This is a genomic window from Streptomyces sp. DSM 41931 (genome assembly GCF_050271085.1).
Lineage (GTDB): Bacteria > Actinomycetota > Actinomycetes > Streptomycetales > Streptomycetaceae > Streptomyces > Streptomyces albogriseolus.
Genome location: NZ_CP189902.1, coordinates 5196955 through 5223048, shown reverse-complemented (window position 1 = coordinate 5223048; position 26094 = coordinate 5196955). Strand labels below are relative to the sequence as shown.

General features: G+C 72.4%; 17 protein-coding genes. 2 read left to right on the top strand and 15 right to left on the bottom strand.

The genetic code is table 11. The annotated features are described in order from the left end of the window. Window positions 1–77 precede the first annotated feature (77 nt). From ACP7TJ_RS24215 to ACP7TJ_RS24185, 7 genes are all read right to left on the bottom strand, one after another. On the bottom strand, window positions 78–1781 hold the full coding sequence (locus ACP7TJ_RS24215) for a proline--tRNA ligase (RefSeq protein WP_427765288.1): 1704 nt from the start codon (window positions 1779–1781) through the stop codon (window positions 78–80). Window positions 1782–1854: 73 nt separating this feature from the next. Further along, on the bottom strand, window positions 1855–2421 hold the full coding sequence (locus ACP7TJ_RS24210) for a GNAT family N-acetyltransferase (RefSeq protein ID WP_093765268.1): 567 nt from the start codon (window positions 2419–2421) through the stop codon (window positions 1855–1857). Window positions 2422–2448: 27 nt separating this feature from the next. Beyond that, entirely contained in the window at window positions 2449–3297 is an 849-nt protein-coding gene (locus ACP7TJ_RS24205) for a GNAT family N-acetyltransferase (RefSeq protein WP_093765267.1), read from the bottom strand. 102 nt (window positions 3298–3399) lie between these two features. Then, window positions 3400–4557 (bottom strand): flavodoxin-dependent (E)-4-hydroxy-3-methylbut-2-enyl-diphosphate synthase, encoded by a 1158-nt coding sequence (gene ispG / locus ACP7TJ_RS24200; protein ID WP_390923788.1) that lies wholly within the window; start codon window positions 4555–4557, stop codon window positions 3400–3402. A gap of 187 nt (window positions 4558–4744) precedes the next feature. Continuing rightward, entirely contained in the window at window positions 4745–6037 is a 1293-nt protein-coding gene (locus tag ACP7TJ_RS24195; RefSeq protein ID WP_208841076.1) for a M50 family metallopeptidase, read from the bottom strand. An 8-nt stretch (window positions 6038–6045) separates the two neighbouring features. Beyond that, window positions 6046–7308 (bottom strand): 1-deoxy-D-xylulose-5-phosphate reductoisomerase, encoded by a 1263-nt coding sequence (dxr, locus tag ACP7TJ_RS24190; RefSeq protein ID WP_427765283.1) that lies wholly within the window; start codon window positions 7306–7308, stop codon window positions 6046–6048. A 125-nt stretch (window positions 7309–7433) separates the two neighbouring features. After that, on the bottom strand, window positions 7434–9383 hold the full coding sequence (locus tag ACP7TJ_RS24185; RefSeq protein ID WP_167744846.1) for an acyl-CoA dehydrogenase family protein: 1950 nt from the start codon (window positions 9381–9383) through the stop codon (window positions 7434–7436). A gap of 273 nt (window positions 9384–9656) precedes the next feature. Between ACP7TJ_RS24185 and ACP7TJ_RS24180 the strand changes: the two genes are divergently transcribed. Further along, window positions 9657–10667 (top strand): LacI family DNA-binding transcriptional regulator, encoded by a 1011-nt coding sequence (locus ACP7TJ_RS24180; protein ID WP_093764009.1) that lies wholly within the window; start codon window positions 9657–9659, stop codon window positions 10665–10667. A gap of 54 nt (window positions 10668–10721) precedes the next feature. Here the strand turns inward: ACP7TJ_RS24180 and ACP7TJ_RS24175 are convergent, their stop codons facing one another. The 6 genes from ACP7TJ_RS24175 to ACP7TJ_RS24150 form a co-directional block, all read right to left on the bottom strand. Then, complete coding sequence (locus ACP7TJ_RS24175) at window positions 10722–11435, bottom strand: GH12 family glycosyl hydrolase domain-containing protein (protein WP_427765278.1); 714 nt, start codon at window positions 11433–11435, stop codon at window positions 10722–10724. Between the two features lie 34 nt (window positions 11436–11469). Then, the gene (locus ACP7TJ_RS24170; protein WP_367491063.1) at window positions 11470–13683 is read right to left on the bottom strand and encodes a glycosyl hydrolase family 95 catalytic domain-containing protein; all 2214 of its coding nucleotides are present in this window, start codon (window positions 13681–13683) and stop codon (window positions 11470–11472) included. After that, window positions 13680–15650: a beta-galactosidase gene (locus tag ACP7TJ_RS24165; RefSeq protein WP_427765274.1), complete on the bottom strand. Its 1971-nt coding sequence runs from the start codon at window positions 15648–15650 to the stop codon at window positions 13680–13682. Before ACP7TJ_RS24165 ends, ACP7TJ_RS24170 begins: the two co-directional genes overlap by 4 nt. Window positions 15651–15790: 140 nt before the next feature. Next, complete coding sequence (locus ACP7TJ_RS24160) at window positions 15791–16747, bottom strand: carbohydrate ABC transporter permease (protein ID WP_093764006.1); 957 nt, start codon at window positions 16745–16747, stop codon at window positions 15791–15793. Continuing rightward, window positions 16744–17808, bottom strand: a complete 1065-nt coding sequence (locus ACP7TJ_RS24155; protein WP_093764005.1) for an ABC transporter permease — start codon at window positions 17806–17808, stop codon at window positions 16744–16746. Before ACP7TJ_RS24155 ends, ACP7TJ_RS24160 begins: the two co-directional genes overlap by 4 nt. 25 nt (window positions 17809–17833) lie before the next feature. Further along, entirely contained in the window at window positions 17834–19522 is a 1689-nt protein-coding gene (locus tag ACP7TJ_RS24150) for an extracellular solute-binding protein (protein WP_427765269.1), read from the bottom strand. Window positions 19523–19889: 367 nt separating this feature from the next. Between ACP7TJ_RS24150 and ACP7TJ_RS24145 the strand changes: the two genes are divergently transcribed. Then, complete coding sequence (locus ACP7TJ_RS24145; protein ID WP_404715968.1) at window positions 19890–22733, top strand: glycoside hydrolase family 3 C-terminal domain-containing protein; 2844 nt, start codon at window positions 19890–19892, stop codon at window positions 22731–22733. 68 nt (window positions 22734–22801) lie between these two features. On the opposite strand, the gene ACP7TJ_RS24140 is transcribed toward ACP7TJ_RS24145, so the two are convergent. Together ACP7TJ_RS24140 and ACP7TJ_RS24135 are read right to left on the bottom strand one after the other, a co-directional pair. After that, a complete protein-coding gene (locus ACP7TJ_RS24140; protein ID WP_093764002.1) occupies window positions 22802–24247 on the bottom strand; it encodes an aldehyde dehydrogenase family protein in 1446 nt (481 codons plus the stop codon). Window positions 24248–24481: 234 nt separating this feature from the next. Beyond that, window positions 24482–26068 (bottom strand): PucR family transcriptional regulator, encoded by a 1587-nt coding sequence (locus ACP7TJ_RS24135; RefSeq protein WP_390923801.1) that lies wholly within the window; start codon window positions 26066–26068, stop codon window positions 24482–24484. Between the last annotated feature and the right edge of the window lie 26 nt (window positions 26069–26094).

Below are 26094 nucleotides of genomic sequence, written 5' to 3'. Positions count from 1 at the left end.
GTCCGAACGCGAACGTCCCGGCTCCGGACGGCACATGCGTCCAGGGCCGGGACGATCCCGGGGCTGCCGGGTGGGGGCTAGCGCGCCGTCAGGCGGGCGATCGCCTCGTCGACCGTCAGCTCCTCGCGTTCGCCGGTGCGGCGGTCCTTGAGTTCCAGGACACGGTCGGCGGAACGGCGGCCCGCCACCAGGATCCGCGGGACGCCGATCAGCTCCGAGTCGGTGAACTTCACGCCCGGGGACACGCCCGCACGGTCGTCGACCAGGACGCGGACGCCCGCGGCGGCCAGCTTCTCGGAGACCTCGAGCGCCAGCTCGGTCTGGAGCGCCTTGCCGGCGGCGACCACGTGCACGTCGGCCGGGGCGACCTCCTGGGGCCAGCACAGGCCCTTGTCGTCGGCGGTCTGCTCGGCGAGGGCCGCCACCGCGCGGGAGACGCCGACGCCGTAGGAGCCCATGGTGACGCGGACCGGCTTGCCGTTCTGGCCGAGGACGTCGAGCTTGAGGGCGTCGGCGTACTTGCGGCCCAGCTGGAAGATGTGACCGATCTCGATGGCGCGGTCGAGCTTCAGACCGGTGCCGCACTTGGGGCAGGGGTCGCCCTCCTCGACGACCACGACGTCCACGTACGCGTCGACCTCGAAGTCACGGCCGGCGACGACGTTCTTCGCGTGGGTGTCGGCCTTGTTGGCGCCCGTGATCCACGCGGTGCCGGGCGCGACGCGCGGGTCGGCGACGTACGTCACCTTGTCCAGGCCCTGCGGGCCGACGTAGCCGCGCACCAGGTCGGGGCGGGCGACGAAGTCGGCCTCGGTGACCATCTCGACCACGGCCGGGGCGAAGTGCGCCTCGACCTTGCCCATGTCGACCTCGCGGTCACCGGGCACGCCCACGGCGACGATCTCGCCGTCGACCTTGACCAGCAGGTTCTTCAGCGTGGCCGAGGCGGGGACGCCGAGCTGCGCGGCGAGGGTCTCGATGGTGGGGGTGTCGGGCGTGGGGATGTCCTCGGCGGCCGGCGTCCCGGCGGCGTCCACCGGCTTCAGCTCGTACGAGACGGCCTCGGTGTTCGCGGCGAAGTCGCAGTTCGGGCAGTCGGCGAAGGTGTCCTCGCCGGCCTCGGCGGGGGCGAGGAACTCCTCGGACTTCGAGCCGCCCATGGCGCCGGCGGTCGCCGCGCAGATGCGGTAGTCCAGGCCGAGGCGCTCGAAGATCCGCTGGTAGGCCTTGCGGTGCAGGGCGTAGGACTGCCCCAGGCCGTCGTCGTCCAGGTCGAAGGAGTAGGAGTCCTTCATCAGGAACTCGCGGCCGCGCAGGATGCCGGCGCGGGGGCGGGCCTCGTCGCGGAACTTCGTCTGGATCTGGTAGAGGATGACCGGCAGGTCCTTGTAGGAGGACGCCTGGTCCTTCACCATCAGCGTGAAGATCTCCTCGTGGGTGGGTCCGAGGAGGTAGTCGCCGCCCTTGCGGTCCTGGAGGCGGAACAGCTCGGCGCCGTACTCGTCCCAGCGGCCCGTGGCGTCGTAGGGCTCGCGCGGCAGGAGGGCGGGGAGCAGCACTTCCTGGGCGCCGATGGCGTCCATCTCCTCGCGCACGATCCGCTCGACGTTGGCGAGCACCTTCTTGCCGAGGGGCAGCCACGTCCAGATGCCGGCGGCGGTGCGGCGGACGTAGCCCGCGCGGACCAGCAGCTTGTGGCTGAGGACCTCGGCGTCGGCCGGGTCGTCGCGCAGCGTCTTCGCCATCAACTGGGACATGCGCTGGACCGGTGCGTTCGCCATGGTTCTCGTACTCCTGCTGCGTCTAGGTGATGAAGGCGAGGTTAGCCGGGCGGGACGGGACGGCGGAAATCGGTTAAGGGCGCGGCAGCGGCAGCGGGGCGCCCATGACGGCGTACGGGGTGGGCGCGCTCGGGAAGCGGACCTGCCGGGCGAGGTCCCGGTAGCCCAGCGAGCGGTACAGATGGCGGGCGGGGCTGTCGATGTCCAGCGCGGACAGGATCGACCGGGGCTGCTCGGCGCCGTCGGTGATCGTGGTGATCAGGGCGCGGCCGATGCCGTGCTTCTGGTGCCGGGGGTGGACGTGCAGCTCGGTGATGACGAAGGAGTCGTCGAGCCAGTCGTCGTGGCCGCGGGCGCGCAGATAGGGCTCGACGACGGTGGACCACCAGTGGGTGCGGTCGTTCGGCATGCCGTAGACGAAGCCGACCAGGCGTCCCCGGACGGTGGCGCCGAAGGCCCGGGCGTCGGGGAAGGTCATGTGGCGCAGCACGATCTGCCGGCGTACGGCCACCTCGTCGGGGCCGAGTCCGAACGCCACCGCCTGGACGGCCAGCGCCTCGTCGACGTGTCCGGGGAGGTCGAGGGGGCCGATCACGATGTCGTCGGGCTCGGGGCGGCCGTGACCGGGAAAGCGCAGCATGCCGGCGAGACTACAGGGACGCGCCCGTCAGAACAGCACGCTCATGAAGGCGCCGACCTCGCGGAAGCCCACCGTGGCGTACGTGCGGCGGGCGGGGGTGTTGAAGTCGTTGACGTAGAGGCTGACCACGGGGGCGACGTCGGCGAGGGCGTAGCGCAGGACGGCGGCCATGCCGGGGGCGGCGACGCCCTTCCCGCGGTGTTCGGGGGCGACCCAGACGCCCTGGATCTGGCAGGCGCGGTCGGTGGCCGCGCCGATCTCCGCCTTGAAGACGACGTTGCCGTCGGCGTCGAAGCGGGCGAAGGAGCGGCCGGAGCCGACCAGCTCGGCGACCCGGGCCTGGTAGAGCAGGCCGCCGTCGCCGGCCAGCGGGGAGACGCCGACCTCCTCGGTGAACATCGCCACGCACGCCGGCATGATCGTCTCGAGCTCGTCCTTGCGGACGCGGCGGACGTACGGGTCGGGCGCCACGGTGTCGGGCACGCGGTCGGTGACCAGCAGCGGCTGGCGGGCGCGGACCTCGCGGGCGGGGCCCCACTGGGGTTCGAGCAACTGCCAGAGAGCGGCGGTGGCCTCGGCCGGGCCGACGATGGAGGAGCAGCGGCGGCCGGCGCGGCGGGCGCGGTCGGCGAAGGCGCGGACGGCGCGGGGGGTGGCGCTTATGGGGACGAGGTTGGCGCCCGCGTAGCACATCGACGTCAGGACGCCGTCCTCGTACCAGCCCCACATCTCGCCGCCGAGCCGCCACGGGTCGAGACCGGCGATCTGCACGCGCGCCGTCACGAAGGCGTTGGCGACCGGGTCGCGGTCGAGTACGGCGAGGGCGGCGTCCAGGTCGCTCGGTTCGAGGACCCGGGAGGTGGTCTGCGTCAACACGTGCGGGGCCTCACACAAAGGGGTTCTGCCTGATTTCCGCACTGTACCCGCGGAGGCCGGGGGCCGCCGCCCCCGGACCCCGCGGGTGCCGGGAGGGCCCGGTCAGCCGGCCACCGCGATCTGCGGCTCGCCGGAGGCCACACCGTCCTTCTCCATCTGCTCGGCGATCTTCATCGCCTCCTCGATCAGGGTCTCCACGATCTTCGACTCCGGCACCGTCTTGATGACCTCGCCCTTCACGAAGATCTGCCCCTTGCCGTTGCCGGAGGCCACACCCAGATCGGCCTCACGCGCCTCGCCCGGACCGTTCACCACACAGCCCATCACCGCGACCCGCAGCGGCACCTCCATACCCGTCAGCCCCGCGGTGACCTCCTCCGCCAGCTTGTACACATCCACCTGCGCACGCCCGCACGACGGACACGACACGATCTCCAGACCCCGCTGACGCAGGTTCAGCGACTCCAGGATCTGGATGCCGACCTTGATCTCCTCCACCGGCGGCGCCGAGAGGGACACGCGGATGGTGTCCCCGATCCCCTGCGACAGCAGCGCGCCGAAGGCGACCGCGGACTTGATCGTGCCCTGGAACGCCGGACCCGCCTCGGTGACGCCCAGGTGGAGCGGGTAGTCGCACTGCTCGGCGAGCTGACGGTAGGCCTCGACCATGACGACCGGGTCGTTGTGCTTCACCGAGATCTTGATGTCGCGGAAGTCGTGCTCCTCGAACAGCGACGCCTCCCACAGCGCCGACTCCACCAGCGCCTCCGGAGTGGCCTTGCCGTACTTCTGCAGCAGCCGCCGGTCCAGCGAGCCCGCGTTCACCCCGATACGGATCGGGGTGCCGTGGTCCTTCGCCGCCTTGGCGATCTCCTTGACCTGGTCGTCGAACTTCTTGATGTTGCCCGGGTTCACCCGCACCGCCGCGCAGCCCGCCTCGATCGCGGCGAACACGTACTTGGGCTGGAAATGGATGTCGGCGATCACCGGGATCTGCGACTTCCGCGCGATCACCGCCAGCGCGTCCGCGTCGTCCTGAGTCGGGCAGGCCACCCGCACGATCTGGCAGCCCGACGCGGTCAGCTCCGCGATCTGCTGCAGCGTCGCCCCGATGTCCGACGTCCGCGTGGTCGTCATCGACTGCACCGACACCGGGGCGTTCCCGCCCACCGCCACCGATCCGACCTGGATCTGCCGGCTCTTCCGGCGCACGGCGAGCGTGGTCGGGACGGACGGCATGCCGAGAGAAATCGCAGTCATCTGCTGTGCAACCCCAAGTCGTGGATCATGGTCCGGCTCCCCGTGAGCAGCGGGCTCCGGGCTCCGAGATTACGGCAATGGCCCATGCTCGAGCACATCGCGCCCTCGAACCCGCCCCGAGGACGGCGGCCCGGAACCCTCAGGGTTCCGGGCCGTCGTGAACAACGGGTGGCGTGGCGCCGGCCGGTCAGGAGATGCGCACCGGGTTCACCACGTCCGCGATCAGGACGAGGATCGTGAAGCAGACGAAGATCCCCGCCACGACGTAGGCGACGGGCATCAGCTTCGCCACGTCGAAGGGGCCCGGGTCGGGGCGGCGCAGCAGCCTCGCCAGGTTGCGGCGCAGCGACTCCCACAGGGCGCCCGCGATGTGTCCGCCGTCGAGCGGCAGCAGCGGGAGCATGTTGAACAGGAACAGGGAGAGGTTGAAGCCCCCGAGGAGCATCACGAACATCGCGAGCTGCTGCGAGGCCGGGATGTCGAGGGTGGCGATCTCCCCGCCGACACGGGCGGCGCCGACGACGCCCATCGGGGAGTCCGGTTCGCGCGGTCCGTCACCGAAGGCCGCGTCCCACAGGGCGGGGACCTTCGACGGCAGGGCGGCGAGGGAGTCGACCGCGTCGCCGACCCTGTCGGTCATCCAGCTCACGGACTCGCCGAGGTCCTGCTTGACGACGCCGGTGGCGGCGCTGAAACCGAGGAAGCCGGCCTTGACGTACTCACCCTCGACGTAGGCGCCGTTGCCGTCCTTCTTGGCGACCATGTTGGTGGCGATGGTGGCCTGGAGCGTCACCTCCCTGCCGTCGCGTTCGACGACGATCGGCACGCTCTTGCCGGCGCTGTCGCGGATGAGGTCGGACAGTTGGCCCCAGTCGTCGGTGCGGACCCCGTCGAAGGCGACGATCTTGTCCTTGGCCTTCATGCCGGCCGCGGCGGCCGGTGACCGCGGGTCGGACGTCCGGCAGTCGTCGCGCTTCTCGCTCTGCGAGATCACGCACTGGGAGACCGAGCTGACGGTGGTGGTCTGCTGCTGGATGCCGAAGCCCATCAGCACGATGAGGAACAGCACGACCGCGAGGATCAGGTTCATGAACGGGCCGGCGAACATGACGACGACCCGTTTCCACGGCTTGCGCGTGTAGAACAGGCGCTTCTCGTCGCCGGGCCGCAGTTCCTCGAAGGCGGCGGAGCGGGCGTCCTCGATCATGCCGCGCCACGGGGAGGTGGAGCGGGCCTCCAGCTTCCCGTCGGGGCCCGGCGGGAACATGCCGATCATCCGGATGTAGCCGCCGAACGGGATCGCCTTGACGCCGTACTCGGTCTCGCCCTTGTGCCGCGACCAGATCGTCGGGCCGAAGCCCACCATGTACTGCGGCACGCGGATGCCGAACATCTTGGCCGTGGACAGGTGCCCCAGTTCGTGCCAGGCGATGGAGAACAGCAGGCCGGCCGCGAAGACGACAATGCCGAGGATGAACATCAGGGTCGTCATGCACGCGCCTCCGCGCTCGCCGTCCGGGCTGTCAGTTCGCGGGCCCGCGCGCGGGCCCAGGTCTCCGCTTCGAGGACGTCCGGCACGGTCAGGGAGGTTCCCGCGGCGGGCGTTCCGTGTTCCTCCACCACCCGGGTGACCGTGTCGATGATGCCGAGGAACGGCAGCGCACCGGTGCGGAAGGCCTCGACGCACTCCTCGTTCGCGGCATTGAACACCGCGGGGGCAGTTCCCGCGAGCCCGCCGACGTGCCGGGCGAGGTTCACCGCGGGGAAGGCCTCGTCGTCGAGAGGGAAGAACTCCCAGGTGGACGCCTTGCTCCAGTCGAAGACCGGGGCCGCGTCGGGGACCCGTTCGGGCCAGCCGAGGCCGATGGCGATGGGGCCCCGCATGTCGGGGGGCGTCGCCTGGGCCAGTGTCGATCCGTCCGTGAACTCAACCATCGAGTGGACATACGACTGGGGATGCACGACCACCTCAATGCGGTCGAAGGGAATGTCGTAGAGGAGGTGCGCCTCGATGACCTCCAGGCCCTTGTTGACGAGGGTCGCGGAGTTGATCGTGATGACCGGGCCCATGGCCCAGGTGGGGTGGGCGAGGGCGTCCTCGACGGTGACGGCCGCCAGCTCCTGCCGGGTGCGGCCGCGGAAGGGCCCGCCGGAGGCGGTGACGACCAGCTTGCGGACGTCGGCGCGGGTGCCGGCGGCCAGCGCCTGGAACAGCGCGGCGTGCTCGGAGTCCACCGGGATGATCTGACCGGGCTTGGCCAGCGCCTTCACCAGCGGGCCACCCACGATGAGCGACTCCTTGTTGGCGAGCGCGAGGGTGCGGCCCGCCTCCAGGGCGGCGAGGGTCGGCGCGAGCCCGATGGAACCGGTGATGCCGTTCAGGACGGTGTGGCAGGCGGAGGCGGCGGCCTGGGTGGCCGCGTCGGGCCCGGCGAGGATCTCCGGCAGCGGCTCCCCCGCGCCGTACCGCGCGGACAGCGCCTCGCGCAGCTCCGGCACGACGTCCTCGCGGGCGACGGCGACCGTGCGCACCCGCAGGCGGTGCGCCTGCTCGGCGAGGAGGGCGACCCGGCCGCCGTTGGCGGACAGGGCGGTGACCCGGAAGCGGTCGGGGTTGCGCAGCACGAGGTCGATGGCCTGGGTGCCGATCGACCCGGTGGAGCCGAGGATCACCACGTCCTTCGGGCCGTCTCCCGCGACGGGGTCGTACACCAGGTGCGGGTCGGCGAGGGGGGCTGGAGCGTCGGTCATGGCCCCATTGTGTCCGGTCGCGGCCGCCGTCGGGCCCCCGCCCCGGTACCCCGGGGTCGTGTCCGCCGTGCACGGGGAGCGGAGGGAGGGGACGCGCGCCGTGGCGGTCCCCTCCCCGGGCCCGCTCAGCGGATCGGGCGGCGCGCGTTCTCCCGGGTGGAGGGGCCGGGGGTGGCGTCGGCGATCCAGGGTCCGTCGTCGGAGGGGTCGATCACTCCGTCCTCCAGCCAGGTGTAGGAGCCGCCGAGGACGTTCTTCACGACCTTGCGGTCGAGGTCGTCGGTGTTGCTCCAGAGCCGGCCGAAGAGTTCCTCGACGCGCAGCCGGGCCTGGTGGCAGAAGGCGTCGGCGAGCTGGTAGGCCTCGCGGCCGTGGTCGCCCCGGCTCCGCAGGAGTTCCGCGCGGACGCAGGCGGCGCTCATCGCGAACAGTTCCGCGCCGATGTCGACGATCCGGCCGAGGAAGCCCTGCTTGGTCTCCATCCGCCCCTGCCAGCGGGACATGGCGTAGAAGGTGGAGCGGGCCAGCTTGCGTGAGGTGCGCTCGACGTAGCGCAGGTGCGGCGACAGGTCGATGCCGTGCTTGAACTCGCCGTAGGAGCCCGGGAGCTGTCCGGGTCCGGCGACCAGCCTGGGCAGCCACCTGGCGTAGAAGGCGCCCGCGCTCGCGCCCGCCCGCGCCTTGTCGCCGAGGGACTTGTCGGGGTCGATGAGGTCGCCGGCGACGGACAGGTGGGCGTCGACGGCCTCGCGCGCGATCAGCAGATGCATGATCTCGGTGGAGCCCTCGAAGATGCGGTTGATGCGCAGGTCGCGCAGCATCTGCTCGGCGGGGACCGCGCGTTCGCCGCGGGCGCGCAGCGAGTCGGCGGTCTCGAAGCCGCGGCCGCCGCGGATCTGAACCAGTTCGTCGGCCATCAGCCAGGCCATCTCGGAGCCGTAGAGCTTGGCGAGGGCGGCCTCGATGCGGATGTCGTTGCGGTCCTCGTCGGCCATCTGCGAGGACAGGTCGACCACGGCCTCCAGGGCGAAGGTGGTCGCCGCGATGAACGCGATCTTGGAGCCGACGGCCTCGTGCAGGGCGACCGGCTTGCCCCACTGCTCGCGCTCGGCGGACCACTCGCGGGCGATCTTCAGGCACCACTTGCCGGCGCCGACGCACATGGCGGGCAGCGAGAGCCGTCCGGTGTTGAGGGTGGTGAGGGCGATCTTGAGCCCCTGTCCCTCCTCGCCGATGCGGTGGGAGGCGGGGACGCGGACGCGGTGGAAGCGGGTGACGCCGTTCTCCAGGCCGCGCAGCCCCATGAAGGCGTTGCGGTTCTCCACGGTGACGCCCTCGGAGTCCGCCTCCACGACGAAGGCGGTGATGCCGCCCCGGTGGCCCTCGGACCTGGGGACGCGGGCCATGACGACGAGCAGGTCGGCGACCACGCCGTTGGTGGTCCACAGCTTCACGCCGTCGAGCACGTAGTCGTCGCCCTCGGGTACGGCGGTGGTGGCGAGGCGGGCCGGGTCGGAGCCGACGTCGGGCTCGGTGAGCAGGAAGGCGGAGATGTCGGTGCGGGCGCAGCGCGGCAGGAACGTCTCCTTCTGCTCGCGCGTGCCGAAGATCTTCAGCGGCTGGGGGACGCCGATCGACTGGTGCGCGGAGAGCAGGGCGCCGATGGCGGGGCTGGCGGAGCCGACCAGGGCGAGGGCCTTGTTGTAGTACACCTGGGTGAGGCCGAGGCCGCCGTACTTGATGTCGATCTTCATACCGAGGGCGCCGAGCTCCTTGAGCCCGTTGATCACCTCGTCGGGGATGCGCGCCTCGCGTTCGATCAGGGCGCCGTCGACCCGCGTCTCGCAGAAGTCGCGCAGCTTGGCCAGGAACTCCTCGCCGCGCCGGACGTCCTCGTCGGCGGGGAGGGGGTGGGGGTGGATGAGGTCGGGCCGGAAGCGTCCGAGGAACAGTTCCTTGGCGAAGCTGGGCTTGCGCCAGTCCTGCTCCCTCGCCGCCTCGGCGACCTGCCGGGCCTCACGTTCGGTGACGGTCGGCCTGGACGGGGCCGCGGGTGTCTCGGGTACTGCGGACATGAGGCTCACCTCGCCGCGAATAGGATGGAGTCATTGCGGTACGGACCGGTGCTACTCGATCGTATGTACCCGATTCGTAGCGACCCCACCACCCTTCGTGCCGCCGTCCGGCCGATCCGCGCACGGCGGCGACGGCGGGGAACTCCTCAGTCGAAGCGCTTCGACTGTCTGGACATCACGACCCCGCGGAAGCTAGGGTCGAACCGGCTTCCACAAGCCTTTTTATCGGTCCAGCGCCCCGTCGAAGCGCTTCACATCCCTGGGAGATGCCGGATGGTCACCCTCGCCGAGGTCGCCCAGCACGCCGGAGTCTCGGCGAGCACGGTGAGCTACGTCCTCAGCGGCAAGCGGTCCATCTCCGCGACCACCCGGCAGCGCGTCGAGCGCTCCATCCGCGAGCTCGGCTACCACCCCAACGCGGGCGCCCGCGCCCTTGCCAGCAGCAGGTCCAACGTCATCGCCCTGATGGTGCCGCTGCGGACCGACATGTACGTGCCGGTGATGATGGAGATCGCCATAGCGGTCGCCACCACCGCCCGAACCCACGGCTACGACGTGCTGCTGCTCACCGGCGAGGAGGGCCCGGACGCGGTCCGCCGGGTCGCCGGAAGCGGACTCGCCGACGGCATGATCCTCATGGACGTCGAGCTGGACGACGAACGCCTGCCACTGCTGCGGGAGTCCGCCCAGCCGGCCGTGCTGATCGGCCTGCCCGCCGACACCACCGGGCTGACCTGCGTGGACCTCGACTTCCGGGCGACCGGCGCGCTCTGTGTGGAGCACCTGGCCGGGCTGGGCCACCGGGACGTCGCCGTCATCGGCGAGGCCCCGGCGGTCTACGAGCGGCACACCGGTTTCGCCGAGCGCACCCTGGACGGGCTGCGCTCGGCCGCCCGGGAGACCGGGCTGCGGCTGCTGCACCGCCCCTGCGAGGGCGGGTACGACGCGACGGCCGTCACGGTCGCCCGGATCCTCGACGAACGCCCGGACACCACGGGCTTCGTGGTGCAGAACGAGGCGGCGGTCGAGCCGCTCCTCGCCCTGCTGCGGCAGCAGGGCCGGGCCGTGCCGGAGGACGTCTCGGTGGTCGCGGTCTGCCCGGAACAGGTCGCCGTCCAGGCGTCGGTGCGGCTGACGTCGGTGTCCCTGCCCGCCCAGGAGATGGGCCGGCACGCCGTGGAGCAGCTGGTCGCCAAGCTCGACGGGCGGGGCGGCGACGAGGTCGTGCTGCTGCCGCCCGAGCTGACGGTCCGGGCGAGTTCGGGACCCGCGCCGGTGCGCTGACCGGCCCTGTGCCGTCCGCACCGGTACGGACGGCGCAGGGGGTGTGCCGTGCGGTCAGCCGCCCGAGACGGTCAGGCGGTCGGTGCGGAAGTCGAGGCCGCCGGCGGACGAGGTGATCTCGTAGCCGAACTGCACGTCGCCGATGGTCTCGTTGCCCATCCAGCCCTTGGTGTCCTTGATCCACTTCAGGACGGGCAGGATGTCGACGGTGCCGGACGTCGAGTCGGACGTGCGCAGGAACGAGAAGACCTCGTTGGCGCCGTTGTTCCCCTTGTAGACGTTCCAGGTGTGGCCGCCGAGGCTCACGGTGCCCTGCGCGGTGCCGAGCGGACCGACGGCGCCGTGGTGGTTGACCCACAGCATGATCTCGTAGTCGTAGTCCGTGTCATAGATGTCGTACGAGGTGTTGTACGCGCCCGCGGACGGGACGGTGACCCGGTAGCTGCTGGTGAGCGAAGTCAGCGAGGAGATCGGCTTGTTGATCACCTTCTTGCTGTTCGGGTAGGACTTGATGCCGCCGGTGTTCGGGTGGTCGGCCCAGACGCCCCAGTTGGTGCCGGAGTTGGCCCAGACGCACTGGGAGCCGGCGCCGGAGCCCCAGATGTTGTTGTAGAGGATGTAGCCGTCCAGGGTGGTGTTGCCCCACTGGTCGCAGGAGTTCCAGACGGCGGCGTGCGCGGGCGCGGAGGCCGCTCCGACCGTCGCGCCGAACGCGAGGACGGGGACGGTCAGCGCCCGGACGATCCCGCGCAGGGATTTCGATGCCATGGTGTTCCTTCCATGGGTGGGGGGATGTGCCTGGTCATCGCGTCGCCGCCGGCAGCGGGACGACGCGTTCTCCGCCGGCGACCAGGTCGAGCGGCTCGGCGCCGGCGGAAGTCCACAGGGTGATGCGGGCCGTGCGGCCGGGCCGGAGCACGGCGGTGCCGCCGTCCGGCGTCCAGGTGAGGTCGAGGGCGGCGCCGAAGCGGGTGCGGATCCCGGTCAGCCGGCCGCTCGGGAGCGCGGGGAGCGGGGCCGGCAGCAGCACCAGCCGGTCCGGGGCGGACTGCACGAGCGCCTCGATCAGCACGGCGGGCAGGGTGTGGGCGGCGTCGGCGTTGTAGACGTTCCGCCGCGGATAGTGGGCGCTCATCAGGGAGTCGTGGAAGAAGTCGCCGTCGAGCACCCGGCCGAGCGCGTCGGCGACCCGCCTGCCGTCCCGGAGCCGGGCGGCGATCAGGGCGTGGTGCAGATGGCCGTGCGCGGAGTCGTTCTCGGGGCCGCGCAGTTCCAGGGCACGGTGGGCCGCGGCGGCGAGCTCGGGGGTGTCGTAGGGGGTGATCTCGTCCAGCGGCCAGACGCCGTAGAGGTGGCTGAGGTGGCGGTGGTCGTAGGTGTCCTCCAGGCCGGGCCAGGCCCATTCCGCCAGCGCCCCGTCGGCGTTGACGCGGTGCGGGGGCAGCCGGTCGGCGAGGGCGCGCAGGCGGTCGGCGCGGTCCGGGTGGTACGCGGCCGCGGTGTGCAGGGCGTGACGGGCGGCGGAGAGGTCCATGGCCGCGTTCAGCGCGCCCCAGCCGCCGTTCGCCGGACGGTTCTCGGGCGAGTAGGAGGGGACGACGACCAGCCGGCCGTCGGGGCCGGTACGGGTGAGGAAATCCTCGTAGAAGTCGGCGACTTCGGCGAGCGCGGCGGCGGTGCGCGGGGTGCGGGCGCCGTAGGTCTCGTCGTGGTCGACGAGCGGCTTGAGCAGCCAGTCGGCGCCGGCCGTCCACAGATGCAGGGGGTACTCGCGGCTGAAGTGGTAGCTGTGCCCCGACTCGCCGTCGGTGTGCGCGGGCGCGACCACGCCCCGGGCGCCGAAGACCGCGCGGGCGTTGTCGCGCCAGTGGGGCAACTGCCCCTGGATGAAGCACGCCAGGGACTCTGTGACCTCCGGGAGGGCGGCCGCGGCGGCGGACGCGGTCTGGAGGTTGAGGTTGGCGTCCAGGGTGAAGGCGCCCGACCAGGCGGTGTCCCAGTCGCCGGTCCACAGTCCGGTGAGCCGGGGCGGGAACAGCCCGCCGGCCGACAGCAGGTGATAGCGGCCGGCCGCGAACAGCCGTTCCAGCAGTGCGGTGCTCCGCGGCCGGGTGAGCAACGCCGAGCCGGGCAGGGCCCGTTCCGCGGGTTCCGCGGCCAGGTCGAGGGTGACGCGCTCGTACGCGGTGCGGTGCAGGGCGAGATGCCGGGCGAGCAGCGTGTCGTACGCCGGCTCGTCCGTGGCGAGCAGGTCGCGCAGGGCGCGGCCCTCGGCGACCACGTCCGCCTCACCGGTGTGCCGCAGCACCCGGGTGAGCAGCAGGATCGAGCGGGCGCCGGTGACGCGCGCCCCGGGCGGGGCGAGTTCGGTCCGCCCGCCGGTGACGGCCGCCACGGTCACCCCGGTGTACGCGAGGTCGCTGCCGGGGTAGCGGGCCCGCAGGCTGAGCAGGACGCCCTCCGGGGTGAGGACGGCGCCGTGTCCGACGCGCAGGTCGTCGGGCGCGTTCGGCAGCCGGTGGTCCAGGGAGAGGCGCAGGGTGAGGTCGCGGCCGGTGACGTGCTGGACGATCACGTCGTCGGCGCGGGAGACGAAGACACGGCTGGAGCGGCCGCCGTGGCGGGCGGTGGCCTCGCCGGTGGCGAAGTCCAGCTCGCGGCGGTAGCCGGTCAGGCCGGCGGCCTGGTGGCGCAGGCGGATCCGGAAGGCGGGGTGGAAGGGCCGGACCCACTGGAGCGGGCGTCCGTCGGTGAAGTCCTCGGCGGCGGTGAGGTCGCCGGAGAGCAGCCGGTCCTGGACGTCGGGGAGCGCGTCGGCCAGCAGGGGCGGCAGCCGGTGCCGGCCGCCCGCGTCGTCGTTCGGGCGGACGAGGGTGTGGTGGGTGACGACGGTCCGGTCGTCGTCCGGATCACCGAGGACGAGGGCGCCGTGCCGGCCGTTGCCGCACAGGAAGGCGTCCTCCCAGCGGGCGGCCGGCCGGGGCTCCCAGGTGCCGTGCACGGGTCCGGCGGTCATGGCGCGAGCACCGCCACGCCGTAGCGGCCGAGGGTGACCCGGTCGGTGACGGTGACGCCGGTGAGCAGGTCGCGGTGGGTGCCGGGGACGTCCACGGTGACCTCGCCCCGGCCGTGGTGCAGCAGGAACAGCAGCCCGCCCCGGCGCACGGCCTCCACCGCGTCCGGGAGCCCGTCCAGCACCGGCCGCGCCCCCGCCCCGGCGGCGACGCGGACGAGCAGGTCCCGCAGGGCGTCGGGCTCGGGGAGGGTGGAGACATACCAGGCGCGGCCCTTGCGCAGCACGGCGGGCAGTCCGTCCAGCTCGCCGCCCCGGTACGCGAGGGTCTCGTCGGCGGTGCCGTCGGGTTCCAGTTCCTCGGACCACAGGGTGCCGCGCAGGCCGCCCTCCGCCTCCACGGTCGCGCCCGGCTCCAGCGGCCACCACTCGTGCAGGGTGCGGATGCCGAAGAGGGCGCGCAGCCGCTCGTCCATGCCGCCGGGCCGCACCCGGTCGTCCTCGTCCACGACGCCGGTGCCGAAGCCGCAGACCAGGGTGGAGCCGCCGCGCACGTACGCCACCAGGTTGTCCGCGGCCCGGTCGGTGAGGAGGTGCAGTTGGGGGACGACGACCATCCGGTATCCGGTGAGGTCGTGCTCGGGGTGGGCGACGTCCGTGGTGAGGTGGGCCCGCCACAGGGCGCGGTGCCAGGCGCCGAGGATCTCGGCGTGGCCGGTCTCCCGGGAGGGGCGGCCCTCCTGGTCGCTCGCCCACCAGGCGTGCCAGTCGTGCAGCACGGCGACCTCGGCGGTGACGGCGCCGCCGACGACGTGCGGGGCGATCCGCGCCAGGTCGGCGCCGAGCCGGCGTACTTCCTGGTGGGCACGGCCGTCCGGGCCGGCGTGGCCGAGCATGCCGGAGTGGAACTTCTCGGCGCCCTGCCGGGACTGCCTCCACTGGAAGCAGCAGACGGCGTCCGCGCCGCGGGCCACGGCCTGGAGGGACCACAGGCGGTTCAGGCCGCGCGGCTTGGGGCGGTTCACCGGCCGCCAGTTGACCGCGCCGGCCGCCTGTTCCATGAGCATCCACGGGCCGCGCGCCTGCGAGCGGGTCATGTCCTGCACGAGCGCGCCGTGCTGCGCGCCGAAGGGGTCGTCCGGGTCGGGGTAGAGGTCGACGGAGACGACGTCCTCCTCCTCGGCCCAGCGCCAGGCGTCCTGCCCGGACCACAGCGGCATGAAGTTGGTGGTGACCGGGAGGTGCGGGGTGTGCCGGCGGACGATGTCGCGCTCGGCGGTGAAGCACTCCAGGAGCATGTCGGAGGTGAAGCGCCGGAAGTCCAGCACCTGCGCGGGGTTCTTCAGGTAGTGGGTGCGCCGGGGCGGCAGCACCTCCGCCCAGTCGCCGTAGGTCTGGCTCCAGAAGGCGGTGCCCCAGGCGGTGTTGAGGGCGTCGAGGGTGCCGTAACGGTGCCGCAGCCAGGTGCGGAAGCGGGCGGCGGCCTCGTCGCCGTGGTCGTAGGTGCAGTACTCGTTGTTGATGTGCCACAGGGTGAGCGCCGGGTGGCCGGCGTAGCGGGCGGCCAGGTCCTCGGTGATCGCGGCGGCGAGGCGCCGGTAGGTGGCGCTGGAGTGGGAAAAGTGCTGGCGTCCGCCCCACAGTTCGGTGTGGCCGTCGGCGTCGACCGGCAGCGTGTCCGGGTGCAGCCGGCCCATCCACGGCGGCGGGGAGGCGGTGGGGGTGGCGAGGACGACCCCGATGCCGTGGTCGTGCGCCAGGTCCATCAGCCGGTCCAGCCAGCCGAAGTCCCGCTCGCCCGGCCGGGGTTCGATCCGGGACCAGGAGAAGACGCCGAGGGTCACGGAGTTGACCCCCGCCTCGCGCATCAGGCGGACGTCCTCCTCCCAGGTCTCCTCGGGCCACTGCTCGGGGTTCCAGTCGCCGCCGTAGAGGACGCGGCCGCGGGTGGCGTCGTCCAGGCGGGGCATCAGACGGTCCCCCGGGGTCGGACGGCGGGCGCGGCGCACCGGCGGGCAGAGGGCACGAGCATGTCAGGTCCTCGGGGCAAGGGGCGGACGGAGGGGATGCGCGCGGGTGCGGGACGCCCGGAGGCGTCCCGCACAGGGGGTCACCCCTTGACCGCGCCGGTGAGCATCCCCTTCTTGAAGTGCTTCTGGACGAAGGGCGAGAGCACGGCCACCGGCAGCAGGGCCAGCACCATCACGGCCATCTGGATGGCCAGCGGCGACAGCTGTCCCGTGTTGATCTGTGCGGAAAGACCGACGGGCCGCTCCTGCTTCTGCACGAGCTGGATCATGACGTTCTGCAGCGGCATCATGTCCTGGTCGGTCAGGTAGATGGAGGCGTTGAACCAGGCGCTCCAGTAGCCCACCGCGTAGAACAGGGAGATCACCGCGATGACCGCGCGGGACAGCGGCATCACGATGCGGAACAGGATGCGCCACTCCCCCGCCCCGTCGATGCGGGCGCTGTCGACGAGTTCCTGCGAGATGTTCATGAAGAACGCGCGCAGGACCAGGATGTTGAAGACGCTCACCGCGCTCGGCAGGATCAGCGCCAGATAGGTGTCGGTCAGTCCGAGCGCCTGCACCAGCAGGTAGGTCGGGATGAGGCCGGCGCCGAAGAACATGGTGGCGAGCAGGGTCATCAGGATCCAGCTGTGCCCCAGCGAGCCGCTGCGGGAGAGGCCGTAGGCGCACAGCACCGACACGGCCATGCTGAACAGCGTGCCGACGACGGTGACGCCGATGCTGACCAGGGCGGCGCGCTGCACCTGCCCGCCGCCGAGGAGTTCCTGGTAGGCGACGAAGGTGATGCCCTTGGGGATCACCACGAGGCCGCCCGCCTCGTCGATGGTCCGCTTGGTCTGCAGACTGGTGACGATCACGATCCACAGCGGGAAGAGGATGGCCAGGCAGGCGAGGCCCAGGGCGATCCCCTTGCCGGCCTGTCCGGCGCGGGACGGCTCCTCCTCCCACACCGGGCGGGGCGGCGCGGACCAGCGGCCGGGCCTTTTCTCCCGGGTCTTCCCCTGGTCCGGACGGGTGCCGAGAACAGCGGTCATTTCTTGTACACCCCCTGCTCGCCCATGAGGTGGGCCACCTTGTTGGCGGTGAGGACCAGGCCGAGGCCCACCACGCCCTTGATCAGTCCGGCCGCGGCGGCGTAGCTGAAGTCCTGGTTGCGGATGCCGTTCCACCACACGTAGGTGTCGAGGACCTCGGAGGCGTCGACGCCCACCGCCTGTCTCTGCAGCAGCAGTTGCTCGAAGCCGACGGTGAGGGCGTCGCCGACGCGCAGCACCAGCAGCAGGGCGATCACCGGGCGCAGCGCGGGCAGGGTGACGTGCCACATGCGGCGCCAGCGGCCCGCGCCGTCCATGGCGGCGGCCTCGTACAGGTCGTTGGAGACGGAGGAGAGGGCGGCGAGGAAGACGATGATGCCCCAGCCGGCGTCCTTCCAGACGGTCTCGGCGGTCACCAGGTACTTGAAGATCTCCGGGTTCGTCATCAGGTCGAAGCCCTCGTAGCCGTGGCGGCGGAGGGTCTGCGCGATGATGCCGGCGCCACCGAAGATCTGCATGAAGACGGTGACGACGAGCACCCAGGAGAAGAAGTGCGGCAGGTACATGATCGCCTGGGCGACCGCCCGCACCCGGGGCCGCACCACGCTGTTGATGAGCAGCGCGAGCAGGATCGGAATGGGGAAGTAGAGCACCAGCTGGAGGAAGAACAGCACGAACGTGTTCCGCACCGCGTGCCAGAAGGCCGAGTCGGCGAAGATCCGCTCGAACTGCTCGAACCCGATCCAGGGGCTCTCGAAGACGGCGACGAAGCCGTTCTCGCTGAGATACGGGTCGTAGTCCTGGAAGGCGACCACGTTGCCGAGGATCGGCACGTAGTTGAAGACCAGCACCAGCAGCAGGGCGGGCACGGTCATCAGGATCAGCGTGCGGTCCCGCCGCCACCTGATCCGGAACGCGAGCCGTCCTGCCTTCTTCGCGCGGGGTCCTCGCCCGCCCTTCCCGGACGGGGCCGGGCCCTCGGGGGTCCCGGTCGTCCCGTCGTCGTCCTGCCGGGGTGTCTGCGCCTCGGTCGTCCCCCGGGGCACCGTGCTGTGCGACACGGCCGTCTCCTCGCCTCGCTCCGGGTCAGTCGGCCGAGCCGTTGTCGTCGAGCAGCTTGCGGTACCAGTCGCGCAGTCCGTCGCCGCCCCTGCTCCTCCAGTCGGACACCGCCTGCTGCACGTCGCTGATCTTCTTGCGGCCGCGCACCACGTCGTCCTCGAGCTGCTCGAAGTCGTCGGCGAGGTTGGACCAGCGGGCGGGCTCGGTGACGGTGAGCCCGAAGAACGACGACTTCTTGGTGAAGGCGCCCATGCGCTGCTGCCACTCGACCATCCCCTTGGTGACCTCGGGCAGGTCGGGGTAGGCGATGTACGGGGCCGGGTTGCCGGTGTAGTCGTAGGCGCCGTTGACCTCGTTGACGCCCTGCTGGGTCTTGACCGGCAGGCCCTGCTCGAAGGTGTAGTCGGTGCCTTCGACGCCGTAGGCGGTGAGCATGAACTCCTTGGTGCCGTAGGGCGCGGCGCAGAAGTTGCAGAGCGCGAGAAAGTCCTTGATCTGCTGCTCGGAGGCCTTCTTCGAGACGAAGGTGAAGATGTTGGCCGGCTGGACCGCCCACAGGGTGGGGTCGCCGCCGTCGGGGCCGAAGTAGTCGAACGCCTCCATCTCGAAGTCGGCGTTCTGGGTGCGCTGTTCGGCGGTCTTGCCCCACCAGTCGGAGATGTTCTGGTTGTAGACCAGCACCTCGCCGGCGGTGAACCGGTTGCCCGCGTCGCCGCCGGCCTTGCCCTGCACCGCGTCGGGGTGGACCACTCCGGCGGCGTACAGCTTGCGGGTCCACTCCAGCGCCTCGAGGAACTGCTCGGTCTCGATGCGGTTGACCAGCTTGCCGCCCTCCAGGTTCCACCAGAGCGCCTTGTCGCCGCCGGAGAGGACGCCGAAGATGTTGAACGCCGTCCACTTCATGTCGTCGCAGGCCCACAGCTTGGACTTGGCGTCGGTGGCCTCCTTCGCCCAGGCCAGGAACTCGTCGGGGCTGCCCGGGACGGTGTAGCCCTTCTTCGCGAACAGGTCCTTGCGGTACAGCGGCGCGATGTCGGTGACGTACGGGGCGGGCATGGGGATGCCGCGCAGCTGGCCGCCGAAGATGCCGCGCTGCCACGCCTCGGTGGGGACGGCGGCGAGGTTCGGGTAGTCCTTCACCTTGTCGCCGGAGAGGTAGGGGCCGAGGTCGGCGAACTTGGCGTTGATCGCGCTGGGGATGCGGCCCATCAGGTTCCAGCCGGGGACGACCATCACGTCCGGGACCTCGCTGGAGGCCAGCACCGCGCCGAGCTTCTGGTCGTAGGTGACGCCGTCCTGGTTCTGCCAGGTGACGTCGACGCCGACGGCCTTGTTCATCGCCGTGTAGTAGGGGTTGTCGCCCTTCGGCGGGGTGCCCCAGAACGGGGACATGACGGTCAGCTTCCCGCCGCTGCCCAGCGTCTTCGGCACGGAGGTCTTCAGCTCGGCCGTCGGTATCGCCCGGGTGAAGCCGGCCGCCGATCCGTTCTTCGCCGGGATGTCGGGTGTGACGACGTTCGACGCCACGTACGCCGGGAGGATCTTCGCGGCCTCCTTGCCCGAGGTGGTGCCTTCCTTGCGGCCCTCCTGGCCCCCGCCGCCGCAGGCGGCCAGCAGCGGCGTCCCCACGGCGACCGCCGCGGTGGCGACCGCCGTGGAGGTGAGGAAGCTTCTCCGGCTCGGCCCGGAGGAGGAAGCGGCGTTCGGCGTCATTGCGTCAACCCTTCATGGCGCACCAGGACACCCGGCAGGTGGCCGTCGGCTGTGGTGTCTTCGGTGGAACTGGCCGATGGGAAGCGGTCGTCCGGCGGAAGGTGCACGCCATCACGGCGGCCTCGCTGTCGAAGCGCTTCGATGTTGCTGCGAGGTTAAGTGAACACCCAGAGGCACACAAGGCCCGATTCGATAATTCCTGAGACGGATGCGCGATCACGAGGGAGGAGAGTCAGGGGAGTCGTGTCGGCGGGTGGCATGCGGGCGCAGTGGTCCAGGCGCACGGACGCTTGACACCCACCCTGGCGCGCAGTGAGCATCGAAGCGCTTCGAAAGCGCCTTGGCGCTCCATCCCGAGGGGACCCACGTGACCGCACCCACCCCGCCCACGCCGCCGTTCCGCGACCCGGACCTGCCGTTCGCCGAGCGCATCGACGACCTGCTGTCGCGGCTCACCTTGGACGAGAGGATCGGCTTCCTGCACCAGTTCGGTCCCGCTGTCGAGCGGCTGGGCGTCGCCGCGTTCCGCACCGGCCAGGAGGCCCTGCACGGGGTCGCCTGGATGGGCCCGGCGACCGTCTTCCCGCAAGCCGTCGGGCTGGGCGCGACCTGGAACGAGGACCTGGTGCGCCGGGTGGGCGAGGCGGTCTCCCGGGAGGCCCGCGCGATGCGCGCCCGCGACGAGCGGGTCGGCCTCAACGTCTGGTCGCCCACCGTCAACCTGCTGCGCCACCCGCTGTGGGGCCGCAACGAGGAGGGCTACTCCGAGGATCCGCGCCTCACCTCGGCGATCGCCACGGCCTACACCCGCGGACTTCGCGGCGACCACCCGGTGTACTGGCGCACCGCGCCCGTCCTCAAGCACTGGCTGGCGCACAACAACGAGACGCGCCGGGACACCACGTCCAGCTCGGTACGGCCGCGCGTGCTGCACGAGTACGACCTGCGGGCCTTCCGCGACACAGTGGAGGCGGGCGCGGTGGCCGGGGTGATGCCGGCGTACAACCTGGTCAACGGCCGCCCCAACCATGTGTCGCCGTACCTGCGCGAGCAGCTGCGCACCTGGACCGGGGAGGAGCTGCTGGTCTGCTCCGACGCGGGCGCCCCGTCCAACCTGGTCGACTCCGAGCACTACTTCGACTCCCACGAGGAGGCCACGGCGGCGGCGCTGCGCGCGGGCGTCGACAGCTTCACCGACCACGGCACCGACAGCTCGGTCATCGTCGCCCGGATCAAGGGGGCGTTGGAACAAGGCCTGTTGACCGAGGAGGACGTCGACACGGCGGTCCGGCGGCAGCTCTCCGTGCGGTTCCGGCTCGGCGAGTTCGACCCCGACCGGGACCCGTACGCGGGTGAGCGGGCCTTCGACACCCCCGAGCACCGTGCGCTCGCCCAGGAGACCGCCGAGCAGGCGGTGGTGCTGCTGAAGAACGACGGTCTGCTGCCGCTCGCCCCGGGCGGCCGGGTCGCCGTGGTCGGGCTGCTCGCCGACGAGTGCAAGCTCGACTGGTACAGCGGCAGCCTGATCCACCGCTCCACCCCGCTGGAGGGCCTGTACGAGCGGTTCGGCGCCGACCGCGTGGAGTTCGCCGAGGGGGTGGACCGCGTCCTGCTGCGCACCTCCGCCGGCGCCTTCCTGCACGTGCCGCCCGCGCCCGGCGCCCCGGAGACGGCGCGCGGCGAGGAGGGCGCCCTCGACCCGGCGCTGCTCGCCGGCCGCACCGACCTGCCGCCGCTCACCGCAGGACCGGAGGGCACCGAACTCGCCCTCGTCGACTGGGGCGACGGCGTGCTCACCCTGCGCGCCCCGGACGGCCGGTACCTCTCGGTCGCCGACGACGGGTACCTGCGCGCCTCCGCCGACCAGCCGGGCGGCTGGATCGTGCAGGAGACGTTCCGGCTGGAGCCGCACGGCGACGGCCAACTGCTGCGCCACCTGGGCACCGGGCACCCCGTGCGGGTCACTCCGGACGGGGTGCGGGCCGACGGGGGCGGCCCGGAGGTGTTCGAGCTGGTCGTCACCGAGCGCGGGGAGGACGCCGTGGCCCGCGCCGCCGCCGCGGCCGACGTGGTCGTGGTGGTCGCGGGCAACGACCCGCACATCAACGGGCGGGAGACCGAGGACCGCACCACCCTGCGCCTGCCCGCCCAGCAGGAGCGGCTGCTGCGCGCCGCCCGGATTGCCAACCCGCGCACGGTGCTGACCCTGGTGTCCGCCTACCCGTACGCGGTGGACCCGGCGGACCTCCCGGCGGTGCTGTGGACCGCGCACGGCGGCCAGGCGGCCGGCACCGCCCTGGCGCGGGTGCTCGCCGGGGACGTCTCCCCCGCCGGCCGGCTGCCGCAGACCTGGTACGCCGACGACGCCGACCTGCCGGAACTCCTCGACTACGACGTGATCGGCGGGCGCCAGACCTACCTCTGGTTCGAGGGCGCCCCGCTGTTCCCCTTCGGGCACGGCCTGTCCTACGCGTCCTTCTCCTACGGGGAGCTGACGGCGGAGGTGACGGCGTCCGGGGTGCGGGTCGCGTTCGAGGTGACCAACACCGGCGAGGTCACGGCCGACGAGGTGGCCCAGCTGTACGGGCGGGCCGTGGACCCGTCCGTGCCGCGCCCGCGCCGCGAACTGCTCGGCCACCGCCGGGTGACGCTCGCCCCCGGCGAGAGCACCCGCCTCTTCTTCGCCCTGCCGCTGTCCGCGTTCGCCTTCTGGGACGTGGCGGCAGGCCGGTGGCGTGTGGAGCCGGGGGCGTACGAACTGCTGGCCGGGGCGTCCAGCGAGGACGTGCGGCGGAGCACGACGGTCACCCTGGAGGGCGAGCCGGGTGCTCCGCGGCCGGTCGTCGAACACGGCCTGGGCGCGGCGGACTTCGACGAGCAGAGCGGCATGGAGATCGTCGACCGGACCAAGGAGGCGGGCGACGCCGTGACCCCGCTCGGCGGCAAGGACGGCGAACTGCTGTATCGCCGCTGCGACATGGGCGCCGGGGTGCGGGAGGTGTCGGTGGAGGTGTCCGGCGCGGGCACGGTGGAGATCGCCGTCGACGGCGGCCCGCCGCTGGCCTCGCTGTCGCCGAAGACGCCCACGGCCGGTCCGTACGCGTACGTCACGCTGACCGCGCCCGTCGCCGGGGCGCCCGGCGGGGTGCGGGACGTGCGGCTGCGGGTGCGGGGGGCGCTGCGGGTGGCGCGGGTCGGCTTCACGGGCTGAGCGCCGGTACGGCGAAGGGCCCGGCACCGAACGCGTCGGTGCCGGGCCCCTGCTGTTGCCCGGGGTCGTCAGAGGGCGAGGCCGGTGAGGACCATCACCCGCTCGTAGGTGTAGTCCTCCATCGCGAACCGCACGCCCTCGCGGCCCACGCCGGACTGCTTGGCGCCGCCGTACGGCATCTGGTCGGCGCGGTAGGACGGCACGTCGCCGACGACCACGCCGCCGACCTCCAGCGCGCGGTGGGCGCGGAAGGCGGTCTGCAGGTCGTGGGTGAACACGCCTGCCTGGAGGCCGTACTTGGAGTCGTTGACGGCGGCGAACGCCTCCTCCTCGCCGTTCACCTTCTGCACCGTCAGCACCGGTCCGAAGACCTCCTCGCAGGAGATCGTCACGTCGGCGGGCACGTCGGTGAGCACGGTCGGCGCGTACGAGGCGCCGTCGCGCTTGCCTCCGGTGTGGAGCGTGGCGCCGGCCTCGACGGCCTCGTTCACCCAGGACTCGACGCGCTGGGCGGCGTCCTCGCTGACCAGCGGGCCGACGTCGGTGGCGTCGTCGGACGGGTCACCGGTGACCTGGGCCTCCACGGCGGCGACGATGCGCGGCAGCAGCCGGTCGTACACCGAGGCGTCCGCGATCACGCGCTGCACGGAGATGCAGGACTGGCCGCCCTGGTAGTTGGAGAAGGTGGCGATGCGGTTCGCGGCCCGGTCGAGGTCCTCGTCGCTCGCGAAGTCGGCGAGGACGACGGCCGCGCCGTTGCCGCCCAGCTCCAGGGTGCAGTGCTTGCGCGGCACCGAGTCCATGATCGCGTAACCGACCTTCTCGGAGCCCGTGAAGGAGATGACCGGCAGCCGCTCGTCCTGGACCAGGGCGGGCATGCGGTCGTTGGGCACCGGCAGGACGCTCCAGGAGCCGGCGGGCAGCTCGGTCTCGGCCAGCAGCTCGCCGAGGACCAGCGCGGACAGCGGGGTGGCCGGCGCCGGCTTGAGGACGATGGGCGCGCCGGCCGCGATCGCGGGGGCCACCTTGTGGGCGCAGAGGTTCAGCGGGAAGTTGAACGGCGCGATGCCGAGGACGACGCCCTTCGGGAAACGGCGCGTGAAGGCGAGCCGGCCCTGGCCGCCCGCGTCGGTGTCGAGCCGCTGGGCCTCGCCGCCGTTGAAGCGGCGGGCTTCCTCGGAGGCGAAGCGGAACACGGACACGGCCCGGCCGACCTCGCCGCGCGCCCACTTCATCGGCTTGCCGTTCTCGGCGGAGATCAGCCGCGCGATCTCCTCGGTGCGCTCGGCGAGCCGGCGGCTGACGTGGTCCAGGGCGGCGGCCCGGACGTGGGCGGGGGTGGCGGCGAACTCGTCCCGCACGGCGTACGCGGCGGCCACGGCCTCCTCGACCTGGGCCTCGGTCGGCACGCTCACGGCGCCGACGACCCGGCCGTCCCAGGGGGAGGTGACGTCGAAGGCGGTCTCGCCGGTTGCCTGGCGGCCGGCGAGCCAGAAGGCGTGGGTGGCCCTCACTTCTCGTTCTTGGGGCATGTGAGTCCCGGCCCTTCCGCGTTGGAGGTGTACGTGGGTTGCTGGGCACCACGGTAGGTCCGGGGCGCCGGGGCGGCGTTTGTCCGGGGCGTAGTAGTGCCCGGCGATTCCGTGCCACTTTGGCACCAGCGCCGCTGCGGACACCCCAGGGGCGCGGGGAACTGCGCGCTCAACCCCCACGAACCCGCACCCGCCCACCCGCCGCGGCCCCGCCACTCACCCCGTGTCCGCCGTCGTCGCCTTCAACGCCAGCCACAGCTCCATGCGGACGTCCGGGTCGTCCAGGGACCGCCCCAGGATCTCCTCCACCCGGCGCATGCGGTAGCGCAGAGTGTGGCGGTGGACGCCGAGATCCGCGGCGGCCGCGTCCCACTGCCCGTGGCGGGAGAGCCAGGCGCGCAGGGAGGCGACGAGGTCGCCACGCCCGGTCGCGTCGTGGTCGCGCAGCGCCCGCAGCAGCCCGTCGGCGAACGCCTTGACCGCGTCGTCGGCGAGCAGCGGGAGTACGGAGCCGGCGGCCATCTGCTCGTGCTCCACCAGCACCCTGCCCCGCCGCCGGGCCACGGACAGCGCCTGTTCGGCCTGCTTGTAGGCGGCGGACGCGGCGATCGGGCCGGCCGGCGCGGACAGGCCGACGACCAGTTCGTCGTCGGTCTTGCGGGCGGCCTCGCGCACGGCGGCGTGGTCGCGGCAGGCGCCGACGACGGTGCCGCCGTCCGCGGCCAGCACGACCAGCCGGTCCCCCTCCGGCACCACGAGGACCGCCTCGCCGGAGCGGGCGGCGGCGGACTCGGCGACCTCGGCGAGGGCCCCGAAGGCGTCGCCGTTCGTCTCTCCCTGGGCGCGGGCGGCGGGGGCCGCGCCGGTCTCGGCGACGATGATCCGGAACGGCGCGTCGAGCAGCCCGCCGTACAGGTCGCCGGCGACGGCGCGGGCGTGGTCCGGCTCCCCCGCGAGCAGCATGCGCAGCACCGCCGCGCCGATGCGCTGTTCGGCGGCGTGCAGCGAGCGCGAGCGTTCGGTGGTGAGGGTGAGCAGCGCGACGGCGGAGTGGACGGCGTAGCGCTCGGCGGTGCCGGGGGCGGACGCGGTGCCGACGGCGAGCGCGGCGCGGGGGCGGCGTCCGGTGCCGAGGGAGTGCAGCTCGACCCGGTCCTCGTTCTCCGGTCCGGCCACCACCGAGGAGGCGGGCGCGGGCCGCTCCCGCAGCCGCGTGACCTCCGAGGTCAGCCGGGCGGCACGCCGGCCCGCCCAGTCGGGGGCGGCCGCGACGACCGATCCGGAGGCGTCGTACAGTGCGGCCCATCCGTCGACCTGGGAGGCGAGCGCGGCGAGCAGCCCTTCGGGGCCGTCCGTGAGGGTGTGCCGGGTGAGTTCCCGCTGGGCGGCGAAGCCGGCGGTGACCGCGCGGTACTGGTCGGCGGCGATCGCGGCGGACACGGCCTTGCTGATCGCGAGGAACGGGGTGCGACGCGGCACCTCCAGCAGCGGCAGCCCCTCCTCGCGGGCGGCCTCGACCAGCGCCTCGGGGATGTCGTCGTAGTGGACGCCGACGGCGAAGCCGAGTCCGACCACGCCCGCGCCGGCCAGCCGCTTCACATAGCGGCGCATCGCCTCCCGGTCCTCCGCGTCGAGTTTCAGCGCGGTGATCAGGAGCAGCTCGCCGCCCTCCATGTACGGCACGGGGTCGGCGAGCTCGCTGGCGTGTGCCCAGCGGACGGGCGCGTCGAGGCGGTCCTCCCCCGCGCGCACGGTCAGTTTGAGCGCGGAGTGGTGGACGAGCGAGGCGAGCGTCGGGGGCATCGGGGCGGTGAGCCTTCGGTTCGGCG

What these genes read in the sequence shown, in the direction of transcription:
- ACP7TJ_RS24215 (WP_427765288.1), bottom strand. Translation starts at nt 1,781, where the DNA reads ATGGCGAACGCACCGGTCCAGCGCATGTCCCAGTTGATGGCGAAGACG.
- ACP7TJ_RS24210 (WP_093765268.1), bottom strand. Translation starts at nt 2,421, where the DNA reads ATGCTGCGCTTTCCCGGTCACGGCCGCCCCGAGCCCGACGACATCGTG.
- ispG (WP_390923788.1), bottom strand. Translation starts at nt 4,557, where the DNA reads ATGACTGCGATTTCTCTCGGCATGCCGTCCGTCCCGACCACGCTCGCC.
- ACP7TJ_RS24195 (WP_208841076.1), bottom strand. Translation starts at nt 6,037, where the DNA reads ATGTTCATCCTCGGCATTGTCGTCTTCGCGGCCGGCCTGCTGTTCTCC.
- dxr (WP_427765283.1), bottom strand. Translation starts at nt 7,308, where the DNA reads ATGACCGACGCTCCAGCCCCCCTCGCCGACCCGCACCTGGTGTACGAC.
- ACP7TJ_RS24185 (WP_167744846.1), bottom strand. Translation starts at nt 9,383, where the DNA reads ATGTCCGCAGTACCCGAGACACCCGCGGCCCCGTCCAGGCCGACCGTC.
- ACP7TJ_RS24180 (WP_093764009.1), top strand. Translation starts at nt 9,657, where the DNA reads ATGGTCACCCTCGCCGAGGTCGCCCAGCACGCCGGAGTCTCGGCGAGC.
- ACP7TJ_RS24175 (WP_427765278.1), bottom strand. Translation starts at nt 11,435, where the DNA reads ATGGCATCGAAATCCCTGCGCGGGATCGTCCGGGCGCTGACCGTCCCC.
- ACP7TJ_RS24170 (WP_367491063.1), bottom strand. Translation starts at nt 13,683, where the DNA reads ATGACCGCCGGACCCGTGCACGGCACCTGGGAGCCCCGGCCGGCCGCC.
- ACP7TJ_RS24165 (WP_427765274.1), bottom strand. Translation starts at nt 15,650, where the DNA reads ATGCCCCGCCTGGACGACGCCACCCGCGGCCGCGTCCTCTACGGCGGC.
- ACP7TJ_RS24160 (WP_093764006.1), bottom strand. Translation starts at nt 16,747, where the DNA reads ATGACCGCTGTTCTCGGCACCCGTCCGGACCAGGGGAAGACCCGGGAG.
- ACP7TJ_RS24150 (WP_427765269.1), bottom strand. Translation starts at nt 19,522, where the DNA reads ATGACGCCGAACGCCGCTTCCTCCTCCGGGCCGAGCCGGAGAAGCTTC.
- ACP7TJ_RS24135 (WP_390923801.1), bottom strand. Translation starts at nt 26,068, where the DNA reads ATGCCCCCGACGCTCGCCTCGCTCGTCCACCACTCCGCGCTCAAACTG.